Source organism: Caballeronia temeraria (assembly GCF_001544795.2).
Lineage (GTDB): Bacteria > Pseudomonadota > Gammaproteobacteria > Burkholderiales > Burkholderiaceae > Caballeronia > Caballeronia temeraria.
Genome location: NZ_FCOI02000009.1, coordinates 44376 through 64133, shown reverse-complemented (window position 1 = coordinate 64133; position 19758 = coordinate 44376). Strand labels below are relative to the sequence as shown.

At 64.8% G+C, this 19758-nt stretch carries 14 protein-coding genes and 1 pseudogene; 7 read left to right on the top strand and 8 right to left on the bottom strand.

Going from position 1 to position 19758, the window contains the following annotated elements; all coding sequences use genetic code 11:
* Window positions 1–59 precede the first annotated feature (59 nt).
* The 5 genes from AWB76_RS15240 to AWB76_RS15220 all read right to left on the bottom strand — a co-directional run bounded on the left by AWB76_RS15240 (window position 60) and on the right by AWB76_RS15220 (window position 11275).
* Window positions 60–1994: an amylo-alpha-1,6-glucosidase gene (locus AWB76_RS15240; protein ID WP_061160965.1), complete on the bottom strand. Its 1935-nt coding sequence runs from the start codon at window positions 1992–1994 to the stop codon at window positions 60–62.
* Between the two features lie 682 nt (window positions 1995–2676).
* A complete protein-coding gene (locus AWB76_RS15235) occupies window positions 2677–3957 on the bottom strand; it encodes a DUF445 domain-containing protein (protein WP_061160964.1) in 1281 nt (426 codons plus the stop codon).
* A gap of 11 nt (window positions 3958–3968) precedes the next feature.
* Window positions 3969–4388 (bottom strand): ACT domain-containing protein, encoded by a 420-nt coding sequence (locus AWB76_RS15230; protein WP_061160963.1) that lies wholly within the window; start codon window positions 4386–4388, stop codon window positions 3969–3971.
* On the bottom strand, window positions 4385–10207 hold the full coding sequence (gene uvrA, locus AWB76_RS15225) for an excinuclease ABC subunit UvrA (RefSeq protein WP_096031306.1): 5823 nt from the start codon (window positions 10205–10207) through the stop codon (window positions 4385–4387). Before uvrA ends, AWB76_RS15230 begins: the two co-directional genes overlap by 4 nt.
* A 177-nt stretch (window positions 10208–10384) precedes the next feature.
* Window positions 10385–11275 carry an alpha/beta fold hydrolase gene (locus AWB76_RS15220; protein ID WP_061160961.1) on the bottom strand — a complete coding sequence of 297 codons (891 nt, stop codon included), beginning with the start codon at window positions 11273–11275 and terminating at the stop codon, window positions 10385–10387.
* Between the two features lie 245 nt (window positions 11276–11520).
* On the opposite strand from AWB76_RS15220, the gene AWB76_RS15215 reads away from it, so the two are divergent.
* Complete coding sequence (locus AWB76_RS15215; protein WP_244173373.1) at window positions 11521–12237, top strand: class I SAM-dependent methyltransferase; 717 nt, start codon at window positions 11521–11523, stop codon at window positions 12235–12237.
* A 23-nt stretch (window positions 12238–12260) separates the two neighbouring features.
* On the opposite strand, the gene AWB76_RS15210 is transcribed toward AWB76_RS15215, so the two are convergent.
* On the bottom strand, window positions 12261–13385 hold the full coding sequence (locus AWB76_RS15210) for a succinylglutamate desuccinylase/aspartoacylase family protein (protein ID WP_061160959.1): 1125 nt from the start codon (window positions 13383–13385) through the stop codon (window positions 12261–12263).
* A gap of 2 nt (window positions 13386–13387) precedes the next feature.
* Window positions 13388–14158 (bottom strand): transporter substrate-binding domain-containing protein, encoded by a 771-nt coding sequence (locus AWB76_RS15205; RefSeq protein ID WP_082864448.1) that lies wholly within the window; start codon window positions 14156–14158, stop codon window positions 13388–13390.
* Window positions 14159–14273: 115 nt separating this feature from the next.
* On the opposite strand from AWB76_RS15205, the gene AWB76_RS15200 reads away from it, so the two are divergent.
* The gene (locus AWB76_RS15200; RefSeq protein WP_061160958.1) at window positions 14274–15197 is read left to right on the top strand and encodes a LysR family transcriptional regulator; all 924 of its coding nucleotides are present in this window, start codon (window positions 14274–14276) and stop codon (window positions 15195–15197) included.
* Here AWB76_RS15200 and AWB76_RS15195 read toward each other — a convergent pair.
* Complete coding sequence (locus tag AWB76_RS15195) at window positions 15182–15685, bottom strand: DUF6496 domain-containing protein (protein WP_061160957.1); 504 nt, start codon at window positions 15683–15685, stop codon at window positions 15182–15184. The genes AWB76_RS15200 and AWB76_RS15195 overlap by 16 nt on opposite strands.
* Before the next feature lie 439 nt (window positions 15686–16124).
* Between AWB76_RS15195 and AWB76_RS15190 the strand changes: the two genes are divergently transcribed.
* The 5 genes and pseudogenes from AWB76_RS15190 (at window position 16125) to AWB76_RS15170 (ending at window position 19755) form a co-directional block, all read left to right on the top strand.
* Entirely contained in the window at window positions 16125–16304 is a 180-nt protein-coding gene (locus AWB76_RS15190; RefSeq protein ID WP_061160956.1) for a Flp family type IVb pilin, read from the top strand.
* Window positions 16305–16373: 69 nt separating this feature from the next.
* Window positions 16374–16883 (top strand): A24 family peptidase, encoded by a 510-nt coding sequence (locus AWB76_RS15185; protein WP_061160955.1) that lies wholly within the window; start codon window positions 16374–16376, stop codon window positions 16881–16883.
* A gap of 12 nt (window positions 16884–16895) precedes the next feature.
* Complete coding sequence (gene cpaB / locus AWB76_RS15180) at window positions 16896–17846, top strand: Flp pilus assembly protein CpaB (RefSeq protein ID WP_061160954.1); 951 nt, start codon at window positions 16896–16898, stop codon at window positions 17844–17846.
* A gap of 169 nt (window positions 17847–18015) precedes the next feature.
* A pseudogene (locus AWB76_RS15175) lies at window positions 18016–19373 on the top strand (type II and III secretion system protein family protein).
* Between the two features lie 7 nt (window positions 19374–19380).
* Window positions 19381–19755, top strand: a complete 375-nt coding sequence (locus AWB76_RS15170; RefSeq protein WP_061160953.1) for a CpaD family pilus assembly lipoprotein — start codon at window positions 19381–19383, stop codon at window positions 19753–19755.
* The last annotated feature ends 3 nt before the right edge of the window (window positions 19756–19758 follow it).

Genomic DNA, 19758 nt, shown 5'->3' with positions numbered 1-19758 from the left:
GGCGTGCGGAACGGCGGGCAAGACTCGTAATTTAGCGTTTTTGACGCCGGCACGCGCGGCTACGCGTCCCCGAGCAGCTTGTCGATGCGCAGCAGCTCCGCCAGCGACCACGCCTGGAACGGCGTGCCGCCGGGCGTGTGCGGGGCGTCGCCATCGGCGACTTCGCTGATGTGATCGAGACCGTATCGATCGAGATGCGCATGGAGCGGCGCGAGAAAGCGCTCGCGCGCGCCGTCCGCGCCATGCACGCGCACCCATGCCTCGACGAACGGGCCGATCAGCCACGGCCACACGGTGCCCTGGTGATACGCGCCGTCGCGCGCCAGCACGCCGCCCGCGTAGTGCGCCTTGTACGCCGGATCGGATGGCGCTAGCGTGCGCAGGCCGAGCGGCGTGAAAAGCTGCGTTTCGGCCTGCCCGACGACAGCGCGCGCGATATCGCCATCGACGAGTGGAAACGGCAATCCGCCGATCGCGAAGATCTGATTCGGACGAATCGAGCGGTCGATCTTGCCGGGTTCGTGATCCACGTCGACGACATCGAAAAGCGTGTGCGTGTCCGGATCGACGAAACGCGCCGCGAAGGCAAGCCGCGCCTGATCGCGCAGCGCCTGCCAATGCGGATTCCATGCGCTCGCGATCGTCAGCGCGTTGATCCACAGCGCCTGCACCTCGACCGGCTTGCCGATGCGCGGCGTCACGACCCAGTTGCCCGCCTTCGCGTCCATCCACGTAAGTTGCACGCCGGGGACGCCTGCGCGCAGCAGACCGTCCGTATCGGCGGCGATACCGAAGCGCGTGCCGCGCGAATAGCCTTCGAGAATGGCATCGGCGGCGCGTTGCAGGCGGCTCGTCGTGGCGGCGTGGGCGTCGCCGGTCGCGAGATAGTCATGCACGGCGACGATGAACCACAGCGATGCATCGACGGAGTTGTATTCCGGCAGACCGCCGCTGTCCGGGAAGCGGTTCGGCACCATGCCTTCGGAGATCGTATCGGCCCATTCGAGCAGGATCGATTCCGCTTCCTGATGCCGGCCCGAGGCGAGCAGCAGGCCGCGCATCGAGATGAAGGTGTCGCGGCCCCAGTCGGTGAACCACGGAAAGCCCGCGATGATCGTTTTGCCGACGTTGCGCGTGACGACGTACGCATCGGCGCTGCGCGCGAGCCGCGAGCCGAACGCCGCCCGGCGCTCCGTTTCCCGCGATGCCAGATGCGATGCATGCGCGAGCGCGCTGTCCTCGAACGGTTTGTCGTGGCCGGCGTGGTCGTGCAGGATCATGATGGCGTCGCCGCGCGAGAGGTCGAAGGTGAAGACGCCGGGTGTCGCGAGGTCTTCGGTGAAATCGAGTCCGCGCTCGCGTTCGCGTGCGTAGCAAAAGTTGCGATACCAGTCGGGCGCGTGGTCGTAGGCGCCGTTCGATGTGACGCAGATCGTCGGAAGGTCGGCATAGGGCTGCCATTGCACGCGTTCGCCTTCGAGGGTGGCGTCGAAGGAGAATGCCGGATTTTCGTGATGCAGCGCGTGATAGTCGCGTCCTGATAGCAGCGGACGCACTTCGAGTTTCGCTGCTGTCGATGTGCCTTCGAGACGCCAGCGCAGCACGGTTTGGCGTGCTTCCTTCGCGACGAATACTTCGGCGACGATGATCGCTGCATCGTTGTCGACGCGATAGCGCCATGTCGGCCACGGGTCGGTATCGAAGGAAAGCAGGCTCGCTGATGTGTCCGGATAGAGCACGTCGGGGGCGTAGCGCTGCATCGTCAGAGGAAAGCGCTTATCGCCTGTTCGGAGCCATGCTTCGATGCCGTTGATCAGCACCATGCGTCCTGCGGGCGGCTGCGTCGCGGTGAGCAGCAGCGCGTGGTAGCGGCGGGTGCGCATCGTTCCCACCGTGCCGGAGGCGAAGCCGCCGTTCGCACCGGGTTCCAGCCATTCGTCTTCCAGACGCGCGGCGTCGATCGGGGTTTGATCGGTGCGGTCGATGCGGGTCATGGGTTTTTTGGTTTCTTGGCTTTGTTGTTTCGCCGGATCCCGGTTTGTTTTTGGTCTATTAGCTCTGCCCCTGTGCGGGGCGGCAGTCACTTTCTTTGCTGCTGCAAAGAAAGTAACCAAAGAAAGCAGCTCGTTCAGGCCCGCGGTCACACGTAGTTTGGGTAGTTCTCTCGTTGAAAGTGGCACTCGCCTAAAGAGTGCCCTCGTAGGCCCCATCGGGCTTGGATCGCGCACGGTCTGACTAGCTAGTCGTTTCAGGGCACCGGTTCAGCAATCATACATCCGGCACAGCGCTACGCGCTGCCGTGGAGTCCACAAGGGAAACCAGTGGAGGGCACCTGCAATGAGATGGAGATATCAGCAAAGAAGCGCGCGCGGACCCGATTGACCCATCGGCCGCGAAGCGGGCAGGAGCCATTTGGTGCTGAACCAGCGCGCTGAACGGTTTTGGGCGGCAGACCGTGCGCGAGCCAAGCCCGGTGATTGTGATGAGGGCACTCTTTAGGCGAGTGCCATCGGGGACGAGAGAACTACCCAAACTACGTGTGACCGCGGGCCTGAACGAGCTGCTTTCTTTGGTTACTTTCTTTGCAGCAGCAAAGAAAGTGACTGCCGCCCCGCACAGGGGCAGTGCTAATAGACCAACACGAATACGGGACCCAGCGAAAAAAACAAAAAAAACTCAACCCACAAACACACTCACAGCGTGAATCAAAATCCCGACGGCCCCACCCACCAACGTCCCATTCACGCGAATAAACTGCAAATCCCTGCCGATATTCAACTCAACATCCCTGACGAGCGTAGCATCGTCCCACTGCTTGACGGTGGCGGCAATATGCTTCGCAATGCCATCGCGCAACTCCGGCGCGAGCGCCTTCAACGCATCCCGCATATGCTCGTTGATCGAATCCCGCAACGCCGGATCACTGCCGAGCGCCTCGGCAAATCCACCCGCCATCGCCACGACCTTCGCATGCAGCGACGAATCCGGCCGCCGGATATCCGCATCGAGCCACGCGATGAACTCATCCCACAGCCCGTTCACGTAACCCCGCAACTCAGGTCGCCCGAGCCATTCGCGCTTATGCTCATCGATACGCGCCTTGAACGCCGGATCGGTCTTCAGCCGTTCGACAAATCGCTCGACGGCCGCATCGAATGCCTTGCGACGCTCATGCTCCGGGTCGCTGCTCACATCGTGCAGCCACTGATTCGCGCCGCGCACCAGACCAGCGGCGAACTTGTTGCCAAGATCCTCGGCGTTCAGCCCGACGAAACCCAGCATGCCGACGAGCTTCGGATACTCCTCGCCCGCCACCGCGACAATGCGCGTCGCCAGCATCTCCTGCACTTCCGGCTTGTCGAGCCAGCCGGCGAGCTGCTTCAGGCCCTCGTCGAGCAGCAACTGATGACGCCGGTCCGATGTCAGCGTCGACAGCACACTTCCCGCCGCGCTCGCGAGATCGAACGTATCCGCGCGGCGGCGCAGCGTGTCGTAGAGCATCGACTTGACGCGCTCGTCGTCGACGAAAGACAGCAACTGGCCCACCGCCGTCACCGCCTTCTTGCCGAGCAGCTCCGAGTTCTTCGGTTCCGCAAGCCACATCGACAGCCGGCTCGCCGGATCGAACGCATTCACGCGCGCGACGAGCGCATCCGTGCCGAGAAAGCGGTCGCGCACGAACACAGCGAGGTTGTCCGCGACGCGCGCCTTGTTCGCCGGCAGGATCGCCGTGTGCGGAATCGGCACGCCGAGCGGATGGCGAAACAGCGCCACGACCGCGAACCAGTCCGCGAGCGCGCCGACCATCGCGGCTTCCGCGAACGACGAGACCCACGCCCACACGCCCGCATCGTGCTGGCTTTTGGCGAGCGCAAACAGGCCACCCGCCGCGACGAGCAGCGCGGCAGCGAACCATTTCATTCTTTTCAGCGCGACGGCTTTGTCCTGCGTTTCCATCTATGTCGATTTCATGGTTTTGATGAGGGCGAAAGCTTACCAGCACTGCGTTGCAAATCTCGCAGGACATGCACGGCGTGCGCGCCCTCTTCGACCGGAACGAAGATGTGATCGTGATACGCCGCCGCGATCACATTGCAACTGATGTTCGCCTCGCCGAGCGCCCGCGCGAACGCCGCTGTCAGCCCGACCGCGTTCAGATCCGAATGCACGGTCAGCGTGATCCACGCCGCGCGAAACAGCGGCGCGATGCCCGCCGTCCGCGCCGCGTCTTCTTCCATCACGACCGTCAAGCCCTCGTGCTCGCGAAACGTCGCGACGATGCCCGCGCCCGTCACCATCGCATCATGCGGCAGCGACGCGAACACGTACACGCCGGGCTGCAATTCGGGCTGCATCGACGCGATGAGCGTATCGAGATCGGAAATCATGCCGCATCCTCGGCGGGACGCGTGCGCCCCAGAACCGGCCGCAGCGCCGCGCCCGTATGACTGCGCGGATGCGTCGCAAGCGTGTCCGGGTCCGTTTGCGCGACGATCGTGCCGCCGTTCACGCCGCCTTCCGGCCCGAGATCGATGACCCAGTCGGCTTCGGCGATCACATCGAGATCATGTTCGATGACGATCACGCTATGTCCGCCATCCACCAGCCGATGCAGCACGCGAATCAGCTTCGCGACGTCCGCCATGTGCAAACCGACGGTCGGCTCGTCGAGCACGTACAGCGTATGCGGCGGCTTCTGGCCGCGCCGCGTGATGTCGTCGCGTACCTTCGACAGCTCCGTGACGAGCTTGATGCGCTGCGCCTCGCCGCCCGACAACGTCGGCGACGGCTGGCCGAGCGTCAGATAACCAAGGCCAACATCGCACAGCAATTGCAACGGGTGCGCGATGCTTTGCATCGACGAGAAGAACTCGACGGCTTCGTCGATTTCCATCGTCAGCACTTCGCCGATGTTCTTGCCGCGCCACGTCACCGCGAGCGTCTCCGGATTGAAGCGCTGGCCGTGACATACGTCGCAGGGCACCTTCACGTCGGGCAGGAAGCTCATCGCGATGGTCCGCACGCCCTGGCCTTCGCACGCCGGGCAACGTCCTTCGCCCGTGTTGAACGAGAAGCGCGACGGCGTATAGCCGCGCGCGCGGGCTTCGAGCGTATCGGCGAACAGCTTGCGGATGGTGTCCCACATGCCGATGTACGTCGCCGGGCACGAACGCGGCGTCTTGCCGATCGGCGTCTGATCGACTTCGAGCACGCGATCGATAGCCTCGAAGCCCGTCACGCCCGCGCAGCCCTGCCACGCATGCGCGACATCGAACTTCGGACGCGGCGCTTCGCGTGCGAGCACGCTGGCGCGCGATTTCGTGCCGGGCTTGCCCGTATCCGCGGCCTGCGCGGCCTTGCGCGCGCGCCGCACCGCCGGCGACGACAGCACCGAACGGCCGACGGCATCGAGCAGATTGGTCATCAGCACGTCGCGCGCGAGCGTCGACTTGCCCGAGCCCGACACGCCGGTAATCGCGACGAGCCGATTCAGCGGCATGCTCGCCGTCACGTTGCGCAAATTGTGCAGCGTCGCGCCTTCGACGGTCAGCCATTGCTCAGGAACAGCAGCGCGTTTCGCGGTGCCCGTGCGCACGTCGCGTCGGGGCTGGAGCGGATGCACGATCGGATTCGCGAGAAACTGGCCTGTGAGCGAAGCCTTGTGCGCCGCGAGGTCCGTCACGTTGCCCTGCGCGACCACCGTGCCGCCGCGCTTGCCCGCCCCCGGCCCGATATCGATGATGTGATCCGCGCGGCGAATCGTGTCTTCATCGTGCTCGACGACCACGAGCGTATTGCCCTTGTCGTTGAGCTTCCTGAGCGCGGACAGCAGGATGAGGTTGTCGCGCGGATGCAGACCGATGGTCGGCTCATCGAGCACATAGCACACGCCTTGCAGGTTGCTGCCGAGTTGCGCAGCAAGACGAATGCGTTGCGCTTCGCCGCCGGAGAGCGTCGGCGCGGCGCGATCGAGGCTCAGATAGCCGAGCCCGACTTCTTCGAGGAACTGTAGGCGCCCTTCGATTTCGCTGACCACGTCGCGTGCGATATCCGCATCGCGGCCCTTCAGTTTCAGCGATGCAATCCACTCGCGCGTGTCGCTGACGGTCCAGCGTCCGACTTCCGTGATCGGATAATCGCCAAACGTGACAGCGCGCGCGACATCGTTCAGACGCGTGCCTTCGCAATCCGGACACGGCTGATCGACGATATCGTCCGGTTCCTGATCCACCGATCCGATGCTCTGCTCGCGTCCGCGATCGTCCTGCGCGAAGAGCGTGTCGTCGAAGGCGGCGCGCTGCTCGCGCGTGAGCTTCACGCCCGTGCCGACGCATGTATTGCACCAGCCATGCTTGCTGTTGTACGAGAACATGCGCGGATCGAGTTCGGGATAACTCGTGCCGCATACCGGGCACGCGCGCTTTGTCGAGAACACGCGCGTTTCTTCGTTGCCGCGGCGCGCGCCGTCCTGCCACGAGCCATGCAGGTCATCGAGCGGCGCGCAAAGATGCATCACGCCCTTGCCGATTTCGAGCGTGTCATCGAGCAGACGCCGCAGTTCCGCTTCGTTATCCGCCGACACGACGATATCCGCAACCGGCAGTTCGATCGTATGTTCGCGGAAGCGGTCGAGCTTCGGCCACGGACTCACGGGCAGGAATTCGCCGTCGACGCGCAGATGCGTATTGCCGCGCGCCTTCGCCCATTTCGCGAGATCGGTATAGACGCCCTTGCGGTTCACGACGAGCGGCGCAAGCAGTCCCACGTGCTGCCCCTTGAAATCGCGCATGATCTGCGCGGCAATCGACTCCGAACTCTGCGATTGCACCGGCGTGCCGTCGTGGATGCAATGCTGGATGCCGAGCTTCACGTACAACAAGCGCAGGAAGTGCCAGACTTCCGATGTCGTCGCGACCGTCGACTTGCGTCCGCCGCGCGACAGGCGCTGCTCGATCGCGACGGTCGGCGGAATGCCATATACCGCATCGACTTCGGGACGGCCCGCCGGCTGCACGATGGAGCGCGCATACGCGTTCAGCGATTCGAGGTAACGCCGCTGGCCTTCGTGAAAGAGGATATCGAACGCGAGCGTCGACTTGCCCGAGCCGGACACGCCCGTCACGACGTTGAACTTGTTGTGCGGGATATCGACATCGAGCGACTTCAGATTGTGCTCTCGCGCATTGACGATGCGCACGACGTTCTCGCCCTGCAACGCGCGCCGCGCGCTCGCCACTTCTGCCGCGAGCTGCAACGGCACGCCCGCGCGCTTTTCTGCCGCGCCCGGCGCCATCGCTTCTTCGTACTCGATCAGCGCGCGGCCCGTATGCGATTGTTCGCACGCCGAAACATCGTCAGGTGTGCCGACGCATACGACTTGCCCGCCGCCATCGCCGCCTTCGGGGCCGAGATCGATGATCCAGTCGGCGGCGCGAATGACATCGAGATTGTGTTCGATGACGATCAGCGAATGACCGCGTTCGAGCAACCGACGCAGCGCCTGCATCAGCTTGGCGATATCGTCGAAATGCAGGCCCGTGGTCGGCTCGTCGAACATGAAGAGACGGCTTTCGCTCTTGCTCGCCTGCGACGTTTCCGCGAGGAAGCCCGCGAGCTTGAGACGCTGCGCCTCGCCGCCGGAAAGCGTCGGCACGGGCTGGCCGAGCTTCACGTATTCGAGACCGACATCGACGATCGGCTGCAGCACGCGCAGCACTTCCTTGTCGCCGGCGAACAGCGCGACCGCTTCGCTGACGGTCAGTTCGAGCACATCGGCGACGCTCAGTTGACGATCGCCGCGCTCGATCTTCACTTCGAGGATTTCCGCGCGATAACGGCGTCCGTCGCAATCCGGGCAACGCAGATAGACATCGCTCAGGAACTGCATTTCGACGTGCTCGAAGCCCGAGCCGCCGCATGTGGGGCAGCGTCCGTCGCCCGAATTGAAGCTGAACATGCTCGCGCTATAGCCGCGCTGCAACGCGAGCGGCGCCTTCGCAAAGAGCTTGCGGATTTCATCGAATGCGCCGACATAGCTCGCCGGATTCGAGCGCGCCGTGCGGCCGATTGGCGACTGATCGACGAACACGACGTCGCTCAGATGCTCCGCGCCCTTCAGATCGCGATACGCGCCAGGCGCTTCCGTGGCCTTGCCGAAATGACGCATCAGCGCGGGCGCGAGCACGTCCTGGATCAGCGTCGATTTGCCGGAGCCGGATACGCCCGTCACGCACACGAGACGCTGCAACGGGATATCGACCGTCACGTCACGCAGGTTGTGATCGCTCGCGCCTTCGAGCGTGAGGCGCGGCGTGTTCGCATCGACGACGCGGCGATTCCAGTTCGACGCATGCGCCACATGCTTGCGGCCGCCGAGATACGCGCCGGTCAGCGTGTCGGTGGTCTGGATGTCGTCGGGCGCGCCGTCGTAGACAATCTGCCCGCCGCGCTCGCCCGGCCCCGGCCCCATGTCGATGAGACGATCCGCCGCGAGCATCACCGATGGATCGTGCTCCACGACAACGAGCGTGTTGCCCGCATCGCGCAGACGATGCATCGCCTCGACGATGCGGTTCAGATCGCGCGGATGCAGCCCGATGCTCGGCTCATCGAGCACGAACAACGTATTCACGAGCGACGTGCCGAGCGCGGTTGTCAGATTGATGCGCTGCACTTCGCCGCCGGAGAGCGTGCGCGACTGACGATCCAGCGTCAGATAGCCGAGACCGACATCGCAGAGATATTTCAGGCGCGTGCGCACTTCCGCGTGCAGCAGCTTGAGCGCTTCGTCGAGCAGGGTGGAAGGCAGCGTCAGCGAATCGAAGAAGCGGCGAATGCGCTCGATCGGCATCAGCATCAGGTCGTGCACCGTGAGTCCGGGTAGCGCTTCGAGTTGCGCGCGCGTCCAATCGACGCCTGCCGGCATGAAGCGATCGTGCGGCGAGAGCACGGCATCGGCCTGCTCTTTCGTGCCGAGACGCCACAACAGCGATTCGGTCTTGAGGCGCGCGCCGGCGCACACCGGACACGTCGTATAGCTGCGATATTTCGACAGCAACACGCGAATGTGCATCTTGTACGCCTTCGACTCCAGATAGTCGAAGAAGCGCTGCACGCCGTACCACTGGTTCTGCCACTTGCCGGTCCAGTCGGGCGAGCCCTTGATGACCCAGTCGCGTTCCTGCTGCGTGAGATCCTTCCACGGCACGCCGAGACGAATGCCCGCCTTCGCGCCGTAGCGCACGAGATCGTCCTGATTTTCTTTCCACGCGGGCGTCTGCAGCGTTTTGACCGCGCCTTCGCGTAACGTCTTTTTATCGTCGGGAATGACGAGGCCGTAATCGACGCCGATCACGCGCCCGAAGCCGCGGCACGTTTCGCACGCGCCATACGCGGAATTGAACGAGAACAGCGCCGGCTGCGGGTCCGCGTAACGCAGATCGCTTTCCGGGCTATGCAGGCCGGTGGAGAAACGCCAGATGTCCGGCTCGCCTTCTTCCTTCAGCACATAAACGTCGACGCGGCCGGTGCCGCGCAGCAACGCGCTTTCGATGGCTTCCAGCGCGCGCGAGCGCTCGGTGTTCTGCAAGCGAAAACGGTCCGCGACGACATCGAGCATTTGCCGCGCGCCCGATGCCGTCTGCACGTGGCGCTTCGCCTGCACGCGCGTATAGCCGCTCGCGGAGAGCCATTGCTCGACTTCCTCGTCGCTCGCGGTGTCGGGCAGTTCGACCGGAAACGTGATCGCGAGACGCGGATCGTCGGCGCGCGTGCGTTCGAGTAGCTCGGCGTAGATCGTTTCGGGCGTGTCGTGACGCACGCGGTGCGATGTCTTTTTATCGAAGAGTTCGGCGGCGCGCGCGTAGAAGAGCTTCAGGTGATCGTTCAGCTCGGTCATCGTGCCGACAGTCGAGCGCGAACTTCGCACCGGATTCGTCTGGTCGATGGCGATAGCAGGCGGCACGCCGTCCACGCGATCGACCTGCGGACGGTCCATCCGGTCGAGAAACTGGCGCGCGTACGCGCTGAAAGTCTCGACGTAGCGCCGCTGACCTTCCGCGTAGAGCGTGTCGAACACGAGGCTCGACTTGCCGGAACCGGACGGCCCGGTCACGACCGTCATCTGGCCCGTGTGCAGGTCGAGGTCGAGATTCTTGAGGTTGTGCTGACGTGCGCCGCGAATGCGGATTGCGTTGTTCGATGCCAATTTTTCAACCGGTTCAATAAGTTAGGCAGCTTGCTCGAAGTGTTCGACGAGGTCGCACGAGTGTTCGGAAGTGCGCGGCCGCCATAGCGATCAGTACTGTACACGCATACAGTGTTTGTCGCCAAACGTGTCAGCCGTGTCCGGTGACGTTGCGCAAGCCGCTCGCCTGCCCGCTGATTACGTCAGATGCGCGATGACCGCTTCCGCGACCGCGTCCGGCGCTTCGCGCAGCGGAAAGTGCCCCGCGCCGTCGATAACGACGCGCCGGTATCCCGCCGTGAAATAGTGCGCCTGTCCTTCCGAACTCGCCGGTTCGTCGCAGGCGTCAGCGCCGCCCTGGATCATCAGCGCCGGCGCGCCGATGCGCTCGATCGTCGCAAGCCGCGTGTAAAGCTCGGCGAGCGCCGGATCGGACGGCTGGTCGCTGCGCCAGCGCCGGCGATACGCGTTCAGCGTGATCGGCACCCAGTCGGGATTCTCGAATGCTCGCGCGGTCGTCGCGAATTCGGCCTCGTCGAACCAGCCGGGCGGCGACCAGGTTTCCCACTGGAGGCGCGCGAAGCCTTTGGGATCGGCGGCGACCGCGTCCGGGCCGCCATCGAGCGACATGAACCATTGGTACCAGAAGCGCCGCGCCTGCGAAAAATCCGGCAATGTGAAGACGCCGCGCGGCTGATATGCGAGCGCGAGCGCGGCCATGCGCCGCACGCGCCCGGGAAACAGGGCGGAAAGGGTGTACGCGGCGCGCGCGCCCCAGTCGTGGCCGACGACATCGAATGTGGCGATGCCGAGGGCATCGGCGAGATCGACGGCGTCTTGCGCGAGCGCGACGCCCGAGCCGTCGCGCACGGTGTCGTCGCGCAGGAAACGCGTGCCGCCCGCGCCGCGCAACTCCGGCACGATGGTCCGATAACCCGCGTCGTTGAGCCGCGCGGCCACGGCGTTCCACGCGCGCGCCGCATCGGGCCAGCCGTGGATCAGCAGCACGATGGGACCGTCGGCGGGACCGGAATCGGCGTAGGCGAGATCGAGCATCGGCGTGCGGGCGTGGCGTACGAAGTCCAGCATGGCGAGACTCCTCGAGAGGGAAGAGTCATTCTAGCGAGCACGGGAAATATGCGCCCGGCGTGTCCGTCCGGTGAAAGAATCGTCCTGTTGTAATCATCCTCCGCACAGAACGGCACACTCGTTCGCACCCCGAAAGGTTATGATCCGAGCAATTTCAACGGAGGCCCAAATTGCTCGAGAATTTCCGATACACCCCGCTGGACTCAACGTGTAAATGCTGCGGGAGTCGAAGCGCGCTTTGTGGCGTGGTCGATTTCTCGCGAGGCGGTGCGGACATTGGGGCGGGAAAAAAGGTCGATCCTTATTCCGGCATCCCGATCTACTATTACCGATGCGAACAATGCGGGTTTGCGTTTACTCGCGCGTTCGATGAATGGACCTCAGAAGACTTCGGTGCACATACCTACAACGCGGATTACGTCCGGCAGGATCCTGACTACACCTTCGTCCGTCCAGACGATAACGCCCGACAGATATCCGAAATATTTTCAGCCTTGTCGACGGAAAAGATTCTCGATTTCGGCTCGGGTCTTGGGTTGTTTGAACAACAGCTCAAGGCGCGCGGTTTTCAGAATGTGCGCTCCTACGATCCTTTCAGCCAACAATCGGATGAAAGCGCGCTCGCAGAGCGTTATCGCGTCGTTTTCACTTTCGAAGTATTCGAACACCATACCGATCCGCATCAACTAGTGAAATCGCTCGCGAGCCTGCTCGACGAAAGCGGAAGCATCGTGTTCAGCACGCTGCTTCTGCCCGCGAATATCTCCGATCACGGCATCGAGTCCTGGTGGTATTGCATGCCGCGCAACGGCCACATTTCGTTCTTTACGCCGGCGTCGCTGACACTGCTCGCGTCTTGCAATGGTCTGAAAGCGGCTTCGTTCAACGAGGGCCTGCATATTTTCTATAAGTCCGAATTCCCGAACTGGGCAGCGCACGTCGCGCGCGAATTCTGGTCGTAGGTTCACGCGCAAAGTGGTATCCATCACGCCCCGATCAACACCCCGTTTCTGATCGTCCTTTCGCCCGTGACCCGTCCCATCGGCGCGCCCGCGTACACGAAGCGAATCGCGCGACGCATATAGAACACGCCGTCGTTGCTCGTCGTGACGGTCGTCACTTCATCGGTGATCGGATCGACGATATCGAACACCGGATCGCCCGCCTTCAGCCGCGCGCCCACTTTCGCGCGATACACGACGATCCCGCTCACCGGCGCCGTCAGTTGCTGGCTGCCCGCGAGCGGTGTCGCGGGTTGCGCGAGCGGCGGCGCGTCCTTCGCATTGCCGTCAATCACGCCACGCGCGATCAGATAATCGACGATCGCCTCCGCATCGTGCGACGCCGTTTCGTAATCGACGTCGCGCTGCCCGCGATGCTCGATCGTCGCCGCGATATTCGGCGCGCCGAGCGGCGTGCCGTCGCCCAGACGCGCCCGGACTTCGTTCCACAAGAGCGCGTGAACCTCGTCGAAGGACTGGCCGCCCGAATCCGTCGCGAGCAGCACGCCGTTTGCGCCGAGAAAGCGCGCGAGCGGCTCGATCGCCGGCCAGCTCGCGGGGCTCGTGTAGAGGTGCATCGTCGCTTCGAGCGAGCAATGCAGATCGAGCACGATATCGGCGCCCGAAGCCAGCGTCAGCAACGCGAGCCGCAGCGATTCGAACTCGTTCTTCGCGCTCGTCTCGCCGAGCATGTCGACGAGCGCGCCGCGCAGAACGCGCGCATTGTGCGCGGCATCGTCTGGCGACAAGCGCGCGCCGACGCGTTCGATCAGCGCGGCGGCGGACGGCATCGGAAAACTGCGGTTGAAGTTGTGGCCGCTGTTCGCCTCGAAGCGCCCGAGGAATTGCCCGAGCACATGCTGCGACAGGCCGATGGGATTCGCTACCGGCACCAGCACGATTTCGCCGCGCATGCGGCCCTCGGCTTCGAGCGCGGCGAGACGTTGCTTCAGCGTCCACGCGGTGAGCATCGCGGGGGTTTCATCGGCGTGCAGCGAGGCTTGCAGATAGACGCGCTCACCCTCGCGGGCAGCGCCGAAATGAAAGCTGACGAGCTCGCGCGACGTGCCGAGCGTGGTCGAGACGAGCGGATGACGTTTCGTTTGCATGGTCAGTCGCCGTACACGTCGAAATCGAAATACTTGCGCGCGATCTTCTGATACGTGCCGTCGGCGCGCATGTCGACAACGGCCTTGTCGACCTTCGCCTTCAGCGCCGCATCGTCCTGCCGCAAGCCCATGCCGACGCCGTGATCGCCCATCGGCAGCGGCTCGCCGACGAACGCGAAGCCCGCGCCGCGCGGCGTCTTCAGAAAGCCGTGTTCCGCTTCGACCGAGCCGAGCAGCGCGGCATCGATGCGTCCCGCGGTCAGGTCGCTCAGCACGCCGTCCATGCTCTGATACGCCACCACTTCGACGCCGCCCGGCTGCCAGTTCTTCATCGCATAGGTTTCGAACTGGCTGCCGCTCTGCACGCCGATGCGCTTGCCGCGCAAACCCTGCGCGCTCGCCGTGAGCGGCGCGCCCTGCTTCGCGATCAGACGCGAGCGGAACTCGAACAGCTTGGTGGAAAAGGCGATCTGCTTCATGCGCTTGTCGGTGATCGCCATCGACGACATGATCCCGTCGATCTTGCGCGCCTGCAGCGCGGGAATCATCCCCGAGAACTCCAGCTCGACCCACTGGCAGCGCATCGCGATGCGGCGGCAGATTTCATCGCCGAGATCGACGTCGAAGCCCGCGACGTGGCCGTCGGGCGTCTTCACGTCCATCGGCGGATAACCGGGATCGATGCCGAGGCGCAAGGTATCGGCGTCTTTCGCGTGAACCGGCGCGGCCGCGGCGAGCGCGGCGGCCAGCAAGAGTGAGCTGAGTCTGATCATGAACGCGGTGTCTCCTGAATATGGCCACCGATGGTACGGGCGCAAAACGCTCACAAAAAGACACGTTTTGCTTATCATGATCACTTTTCGAGATCATTCGACGGAGATATCCAGCGTGGATCTGACTCTGACGCAGTTGCGCATGTTCGTCGCCGTCGCCGATGCGGGCAGCGTGCGCGCCGCCGCGCGACGGCTCGACATCGCGCAAAGCGGCGTCACGCAGCAGTTGCAGAAGCTCGAAGCGCTGGCCGGCGGACCGCTGTTCGAACGCGACGTGCGCGGCGCGCGCCTTACGCCGATCGGCGAGCGCCTGCGCGTGCGCGCCGAGCTGATCGTCGGGGAATGCCGCAAGACGGAAGACGAGATGCGGCAACTGCGCGGCGAACTGACGGGGCGCGTCGCGCTCGGACTCGCGGCGGAAGCGACGATGCGGCTCTTTCCGGCGCTGCTCGCGAGCTATCGGGAACGCTGTCCGCGCATCGACGTGCATCTGACGAGCGCGACCTCGCGCATGCTGACGTCATGGGTGCGCGACGGCAGCCTCGACTTCGCGCTCGCGTTGATTGCGCCCGGCGCCGATATCCACGACATGGAGACGACGCCGCTCTTCGACTCCGACGTCGCGGTGATCGCGCGGCGCGGCCATCCGCTCGCGCGATCGCGCACGCTGGCGGACTTGCAGGACGCCGAGTGGGTCAGCACGCGGCAACGCGGCGGCGGCGCGCTCGGCAACAAGCTGTCGGCGCTGTTCGAGCACGCGATGCTCGCGCCGCCGCGCATCGCCGCGACGACCGAGGCCGTCTTCGACACGCTGCACTGCATCGCGTCGAGCGATTACCTCGGGCTCGAACCCGCGAGTCTCGCCGGGCATCCGTTCTTTCGCGAGCATGTCGAGATCGTGCCGATCGCCGAACGCGCCGCGACAACGCCCGTGTGCCTGCTGCGCCGCGCGGGCGTGCCGCTCACGCCCGCCGCACAGGAACTCGCGACGATGGCGGTGTCCTACGCCCGCATGCTTCTGCTTCAGCGCGACGCGTGACGCGCGTGCGAACCCTTCGACTTCGCGGCCGCGTTCCTGCGCCGCGTCGCCCAGCCCTTCTTCGCGGCAGCTGAACGATCGGCCGCCGAGCGCCGGCTCGCGGCGGCATGCGTCTGACGCGACAGCGACTTGTGCGACGCGGCCTTGGTGCTTTCGCGCTTGAGCACGCGCGTGGACGTCGCCGATCGCTTCGCTTTCGATTCGGTGCTCGGGCTCTTCGTCGTGCGATGCGCGGCCTTCGTGTCCTGCGCGGCCTTCTTGCGCGTCGCCTCGGACGCCGTGCCCTTCTTCGGCGCCTTCATCTTCACGCCTGAGCGGCGCGCCTCGGACAGCCCGATCGCGATGGCCTGCTTCGCCGACTTCGCGCCGTGCTTGCCCTGGCGCACGTGATCGATCTGCTCCTTCACGAACGCGCCGGCTTGCGTGCTCGGCGACTTGCCTTCGCGCCTGGCCTTCGCCGCGCGCTCGAGAGTTTTCTTTTCGGGCATGTCGGTACTCCTTTTGAAGTGGACTTGCGCCGATGAGGCGAGCAACGTGCATGCCCGCGTTCATCGCCGAAGCAAACGTTTGCCGCGCTCACGAAAACGTTCGAATACGAGTTCGTCGATGTGCATCTCCACCGCGCTTCCGACGCGACGCCAATCGTTTGCGACGCCGTCCGGCGACGCCGCCAATCGCCTGCGAGCCCCGCCACACGGGGCCGTCGAAGGATTCGTCCCGCCCGCGAATATTTACTCGAATCGGTTAAAGCCGATTCAAGCCGTGCCGTTAACGGGCTTATCCATAGCACCCAGGTCGTGTGGAATTAGAGCCTGTTTTGCCTTTTGTTCTCGAGTTTGGCCAGGGCAGCTGTGGATATGCTCCAACGTGGTAAGCACTTCCCCTCTGGCACTGCAAACCCGACTCATCACTCATCAAGGAAGCAACATGCAAAAACTTCTCAAGGCCTTCGTGCGCGACGAACGTGGCGTCAGCGCCATGGAATACGCGATTCTCGCCGGCATCGTCGTGGTCGCGCTGGTGGCCGTCGGCTCGGCATTCAGCACCAACATGCAGGACATCTTTTCGAATCTCACTACCAAAGTGAAGAGCGCGGCTGGCAGCTAAGCAGCCGAGTGCCGGGTCCGGGCCGTCCAACGCCCGGACCCCGTCCGACCTAAACGAATCGAGCCCATCGTGAACGTACTGTCTCTCGTCATTCGTCTTGCCGTGCTGGGCGCCCTGCTGTGGCTCGCCGTCAGCGACGTGCGCACCCGGCGCCTGCCGACGAGCATCGTTCTCACGATCGGCGCCCTGTTTTTCGTCGATGCACTCATCGCCGGCATGCCGCTCGACGATGTCATCTCGCATCTGCTGCTCGCCGTCATCGTCTTTCTCGCCTGCGCGGTCCTGTTCGCCGCACGCATGCTGGGCGGCGGCGACGCCAAGCTCGCTTCAGTCATCTTTCTGTGGGTGGGGTTCAGTCTTTCGCTCGCCACGCTGACGCTCGTCTCGGTGATCGGGACCGTGGTGTCGCTCGTGAGCCTCGCCACCCGCAACATGAATCCGTCTCAGCGCTTCGTACCGCTGCGCGCGCTCGCGATGTTCTCCGCGCAGCGCGGCGTGCCGTACGGCGTGGCGCTCGCCTTCGGCGGCGGCTTCGTCATCGTGCTGCCTGCCCTGCTGCACCTCCTCTCGACGCGATAGGACGACGTCCCCATGTCCAACATCATCAAATTTGCCGTGCTGCTGGTCGGCGCTCTTCTGATCGCGCTGATCGTGCGCGTCGTCCTCGCGAGCGCGTCGCACACGGCCAAACCCGTCGTGACGAGCGAGAAAGTGCTGGTGAGCGCCGCGAGCCTGCCGCAAGGCCTGTTGCTGCGCGACGAAGACCTCGCCTGGAAGGACACGCCCAAGACGCAGATTCCGACGAACGCGATCGTAGCCGGCGTCGCGGGAGCGCCGGACCTGAAGGGCGCGTTGCTGCGCCATCCGGTCGATGCGGGCACCGTCCTCGTTTCCGACGATGTGTTCCTGCCGAGCGCCCCCGGTTTTCTCGCCGCGACGCTCAAGCCCGACATGCGCGCGGTGTCGGTCGCCGTCGACGACGTGTCCGGCAATGCCGGCCTGATCCAGCCGGGCGACTATGTCGACCTGCTGCTCACCCAGCAAATGGACCGCCGCACCGAATCGCCGGATCTCGCCGTATCGAGCGAAACGGTGGTGGAGCATGTGCGCGTGCTCGCCGTCGGCTCCGAAATCAAGCGGCCGAAAATCGATGGCGATGCCGATGTCGCCGTGGCCCGCGCCCGCACCGTGACGCTCGAAGTCACGCCGCGCATGGGCGAAGTCGTCGCGGTCGCGGCGCGTCTCGGCAGCCTCTCGCTCGCGCTGCGCAGCTTCGCGACGGTCAGCCGCGACCCGGCGGCGCCCGCCGGCGCGTCGGCGCCCGAACGCAAGCCGATCTGGGCCGGCGACATTTCCCGCGCCGTGCGCGATCTGCCGCGCGCGCGCCCCACGCAGACGGGTGCGCCGAGCGCTGCGCCGGCCATGCCGCGCACCGTGACCATTTACCGCGGCTCCGAGAAATCGGACACGTCGAGCGTTGCCCAGGCGGGCGGTGCGGGCCCGGGCGTTCCGCCGCTGCCCTCCGTGCCCACGGAGCGTTGACACCGTGCCCTCGTTCGAAAGCGTGCCATCGCCAGGATTCACATTCATGAAAACGCAGTTCAGTTCGAGTCGCACGTCGCGTCGCACCGCCCGCGTGCCGATTCTCCCGGCCGTGGCGTGCGCGGCGCTCGCGACGTGCGCCGCCGCGCACGCCGCGCAGCCGGGGACGATGCAGCCTTACGCCGGTGCGACGCCCGCGCGCGCCACGAACGTCGCGCGTGCTGGAATGACGGACACGATGGCGCAAGGCGCGCTCGTGCTCGACGCGGGCAAAGGCACGATGCTGCAGCTGAACGAGAACGTCGTGTCGGTGTTCGTCGCCGATCCGAGCGTCGCCGACGTGCACGTGCCCTCGCCCAAGGCGGTGTTCGTGCTCGGCAAGAAGACCGGCACGACGACGCTGTACGTGCTCGGCGCCAACAACCGGCCGCTCGTGCAGCGCACGATCGTCGTCTCGCGCGACATGATCACCTTGCGCGCCATGCTCGCCGCGCGCTTTCCGAACACGAACGTGCAGGTCGCGACGGGACAGGGCTCGCTGATGCTGACCGGCCAGGCGTCGACGCCGGCGGATGCGGACGCCATCGTCCAGGCGGTGACGCCCTTTCTCGCGGACAAGGAAGTGCTCGTCAACCGCATGACGATCGACCGGCCGCTGCAGGTGCAGTTGCGCGTGCGCATCACCGAAGTGGATCGCAACATCACGCAGCAGCTCGGCATCAACTGGCAGGCGATGGGCAATGCGGTCGGCAACTTCTATGGCGGCATTTTCAGCGGCCGCCCGATCTACAACCTGAACCAGCCGATCACCGGCGCGAACGGCTCCGTTTCCTATCCGATCAATCTGCCGTCGAACAACGCCTACTCGATCCTCGGCGCGTTCAAGACGAACAACGTCGACATCCGCGCGCTCATCGACGCGCTGAATCAGGAAGGCCTGCTGACGGTGCTCGCCGAGCCGAATCTCGTCGCGCTGTCCGGCCAGACCGCGAGCTTTCTCGCGGGCGGCGAGTTTCCGATTCCCGTGTCGCAGACCAACGGCGCGATCACCGTCGAGTTCAAGCAGTTCGGCGTGAAGCTCGATTTCACGCCGACCGTGCTCAACGACCGGCGCATCAGCCTGAAAGTGCGCCCGGAAGTCAGCCAGATCGACACGACCGCGAGCGTGACCACCGGCGGCGTCACAGTGCCGGGGCTGTCCGTGCGGCGCGCGGACACGACCGTGGAACTCGCGAGCGGCCAGAGCTTCGCGATCGGCGGGCTCTTGCAGAGCAATACCAGCGACGTGGTTTCACAGGTGCCCGGTTTAGGTTCGATTCCCGTTCTCGGCAAGCTGTTCTCGTCGACGAACTATCAGAACAACAAGACCGAGCTCGTGATCATGGTCACGCCGTATCTCGTCGAGCCGACCGATCCGTCCAGACTGCGCTCGCCGCTCGATTCCCTGATTTCGCCGTCGAGCGATGTCGAATACAGCTTCCGGCCGGCGCCCCGCGTCTCGTCGGCGCGGCAGGCTACGTCTATTGAGCCCGTCATGAAACACACACGACTGCTTTCGCTTCTTCTCGCCGGCGCGTTTGCCGTGGCCGCCAGCGGCTGTTTCAAGCCGCCGCGCAACATGCCGAACGAAACGGTGATCGGCTATGACGGCACCTCGGCCGTGCCGCCCGATTGCGACAGCCTCGCGCGCCCGTCGCTCTTGACCGACGCCGGCATCCGCCGTCCGAGCATGCAATGGGGCTGCGCGACGTACACGAATCTGGCCGCGCAGCTCGCGCATCCCGAAGACGCCGTGCATCCGCAGACGCTCGGCCCGGCGGACGCGGCTGTGGCAGCGAGCGCGGTGCGGCGCTACGAGACCGGCCGCGTGATCCCGCTCGACACATCGACGTCGCGCGACAGCAAGTGATGC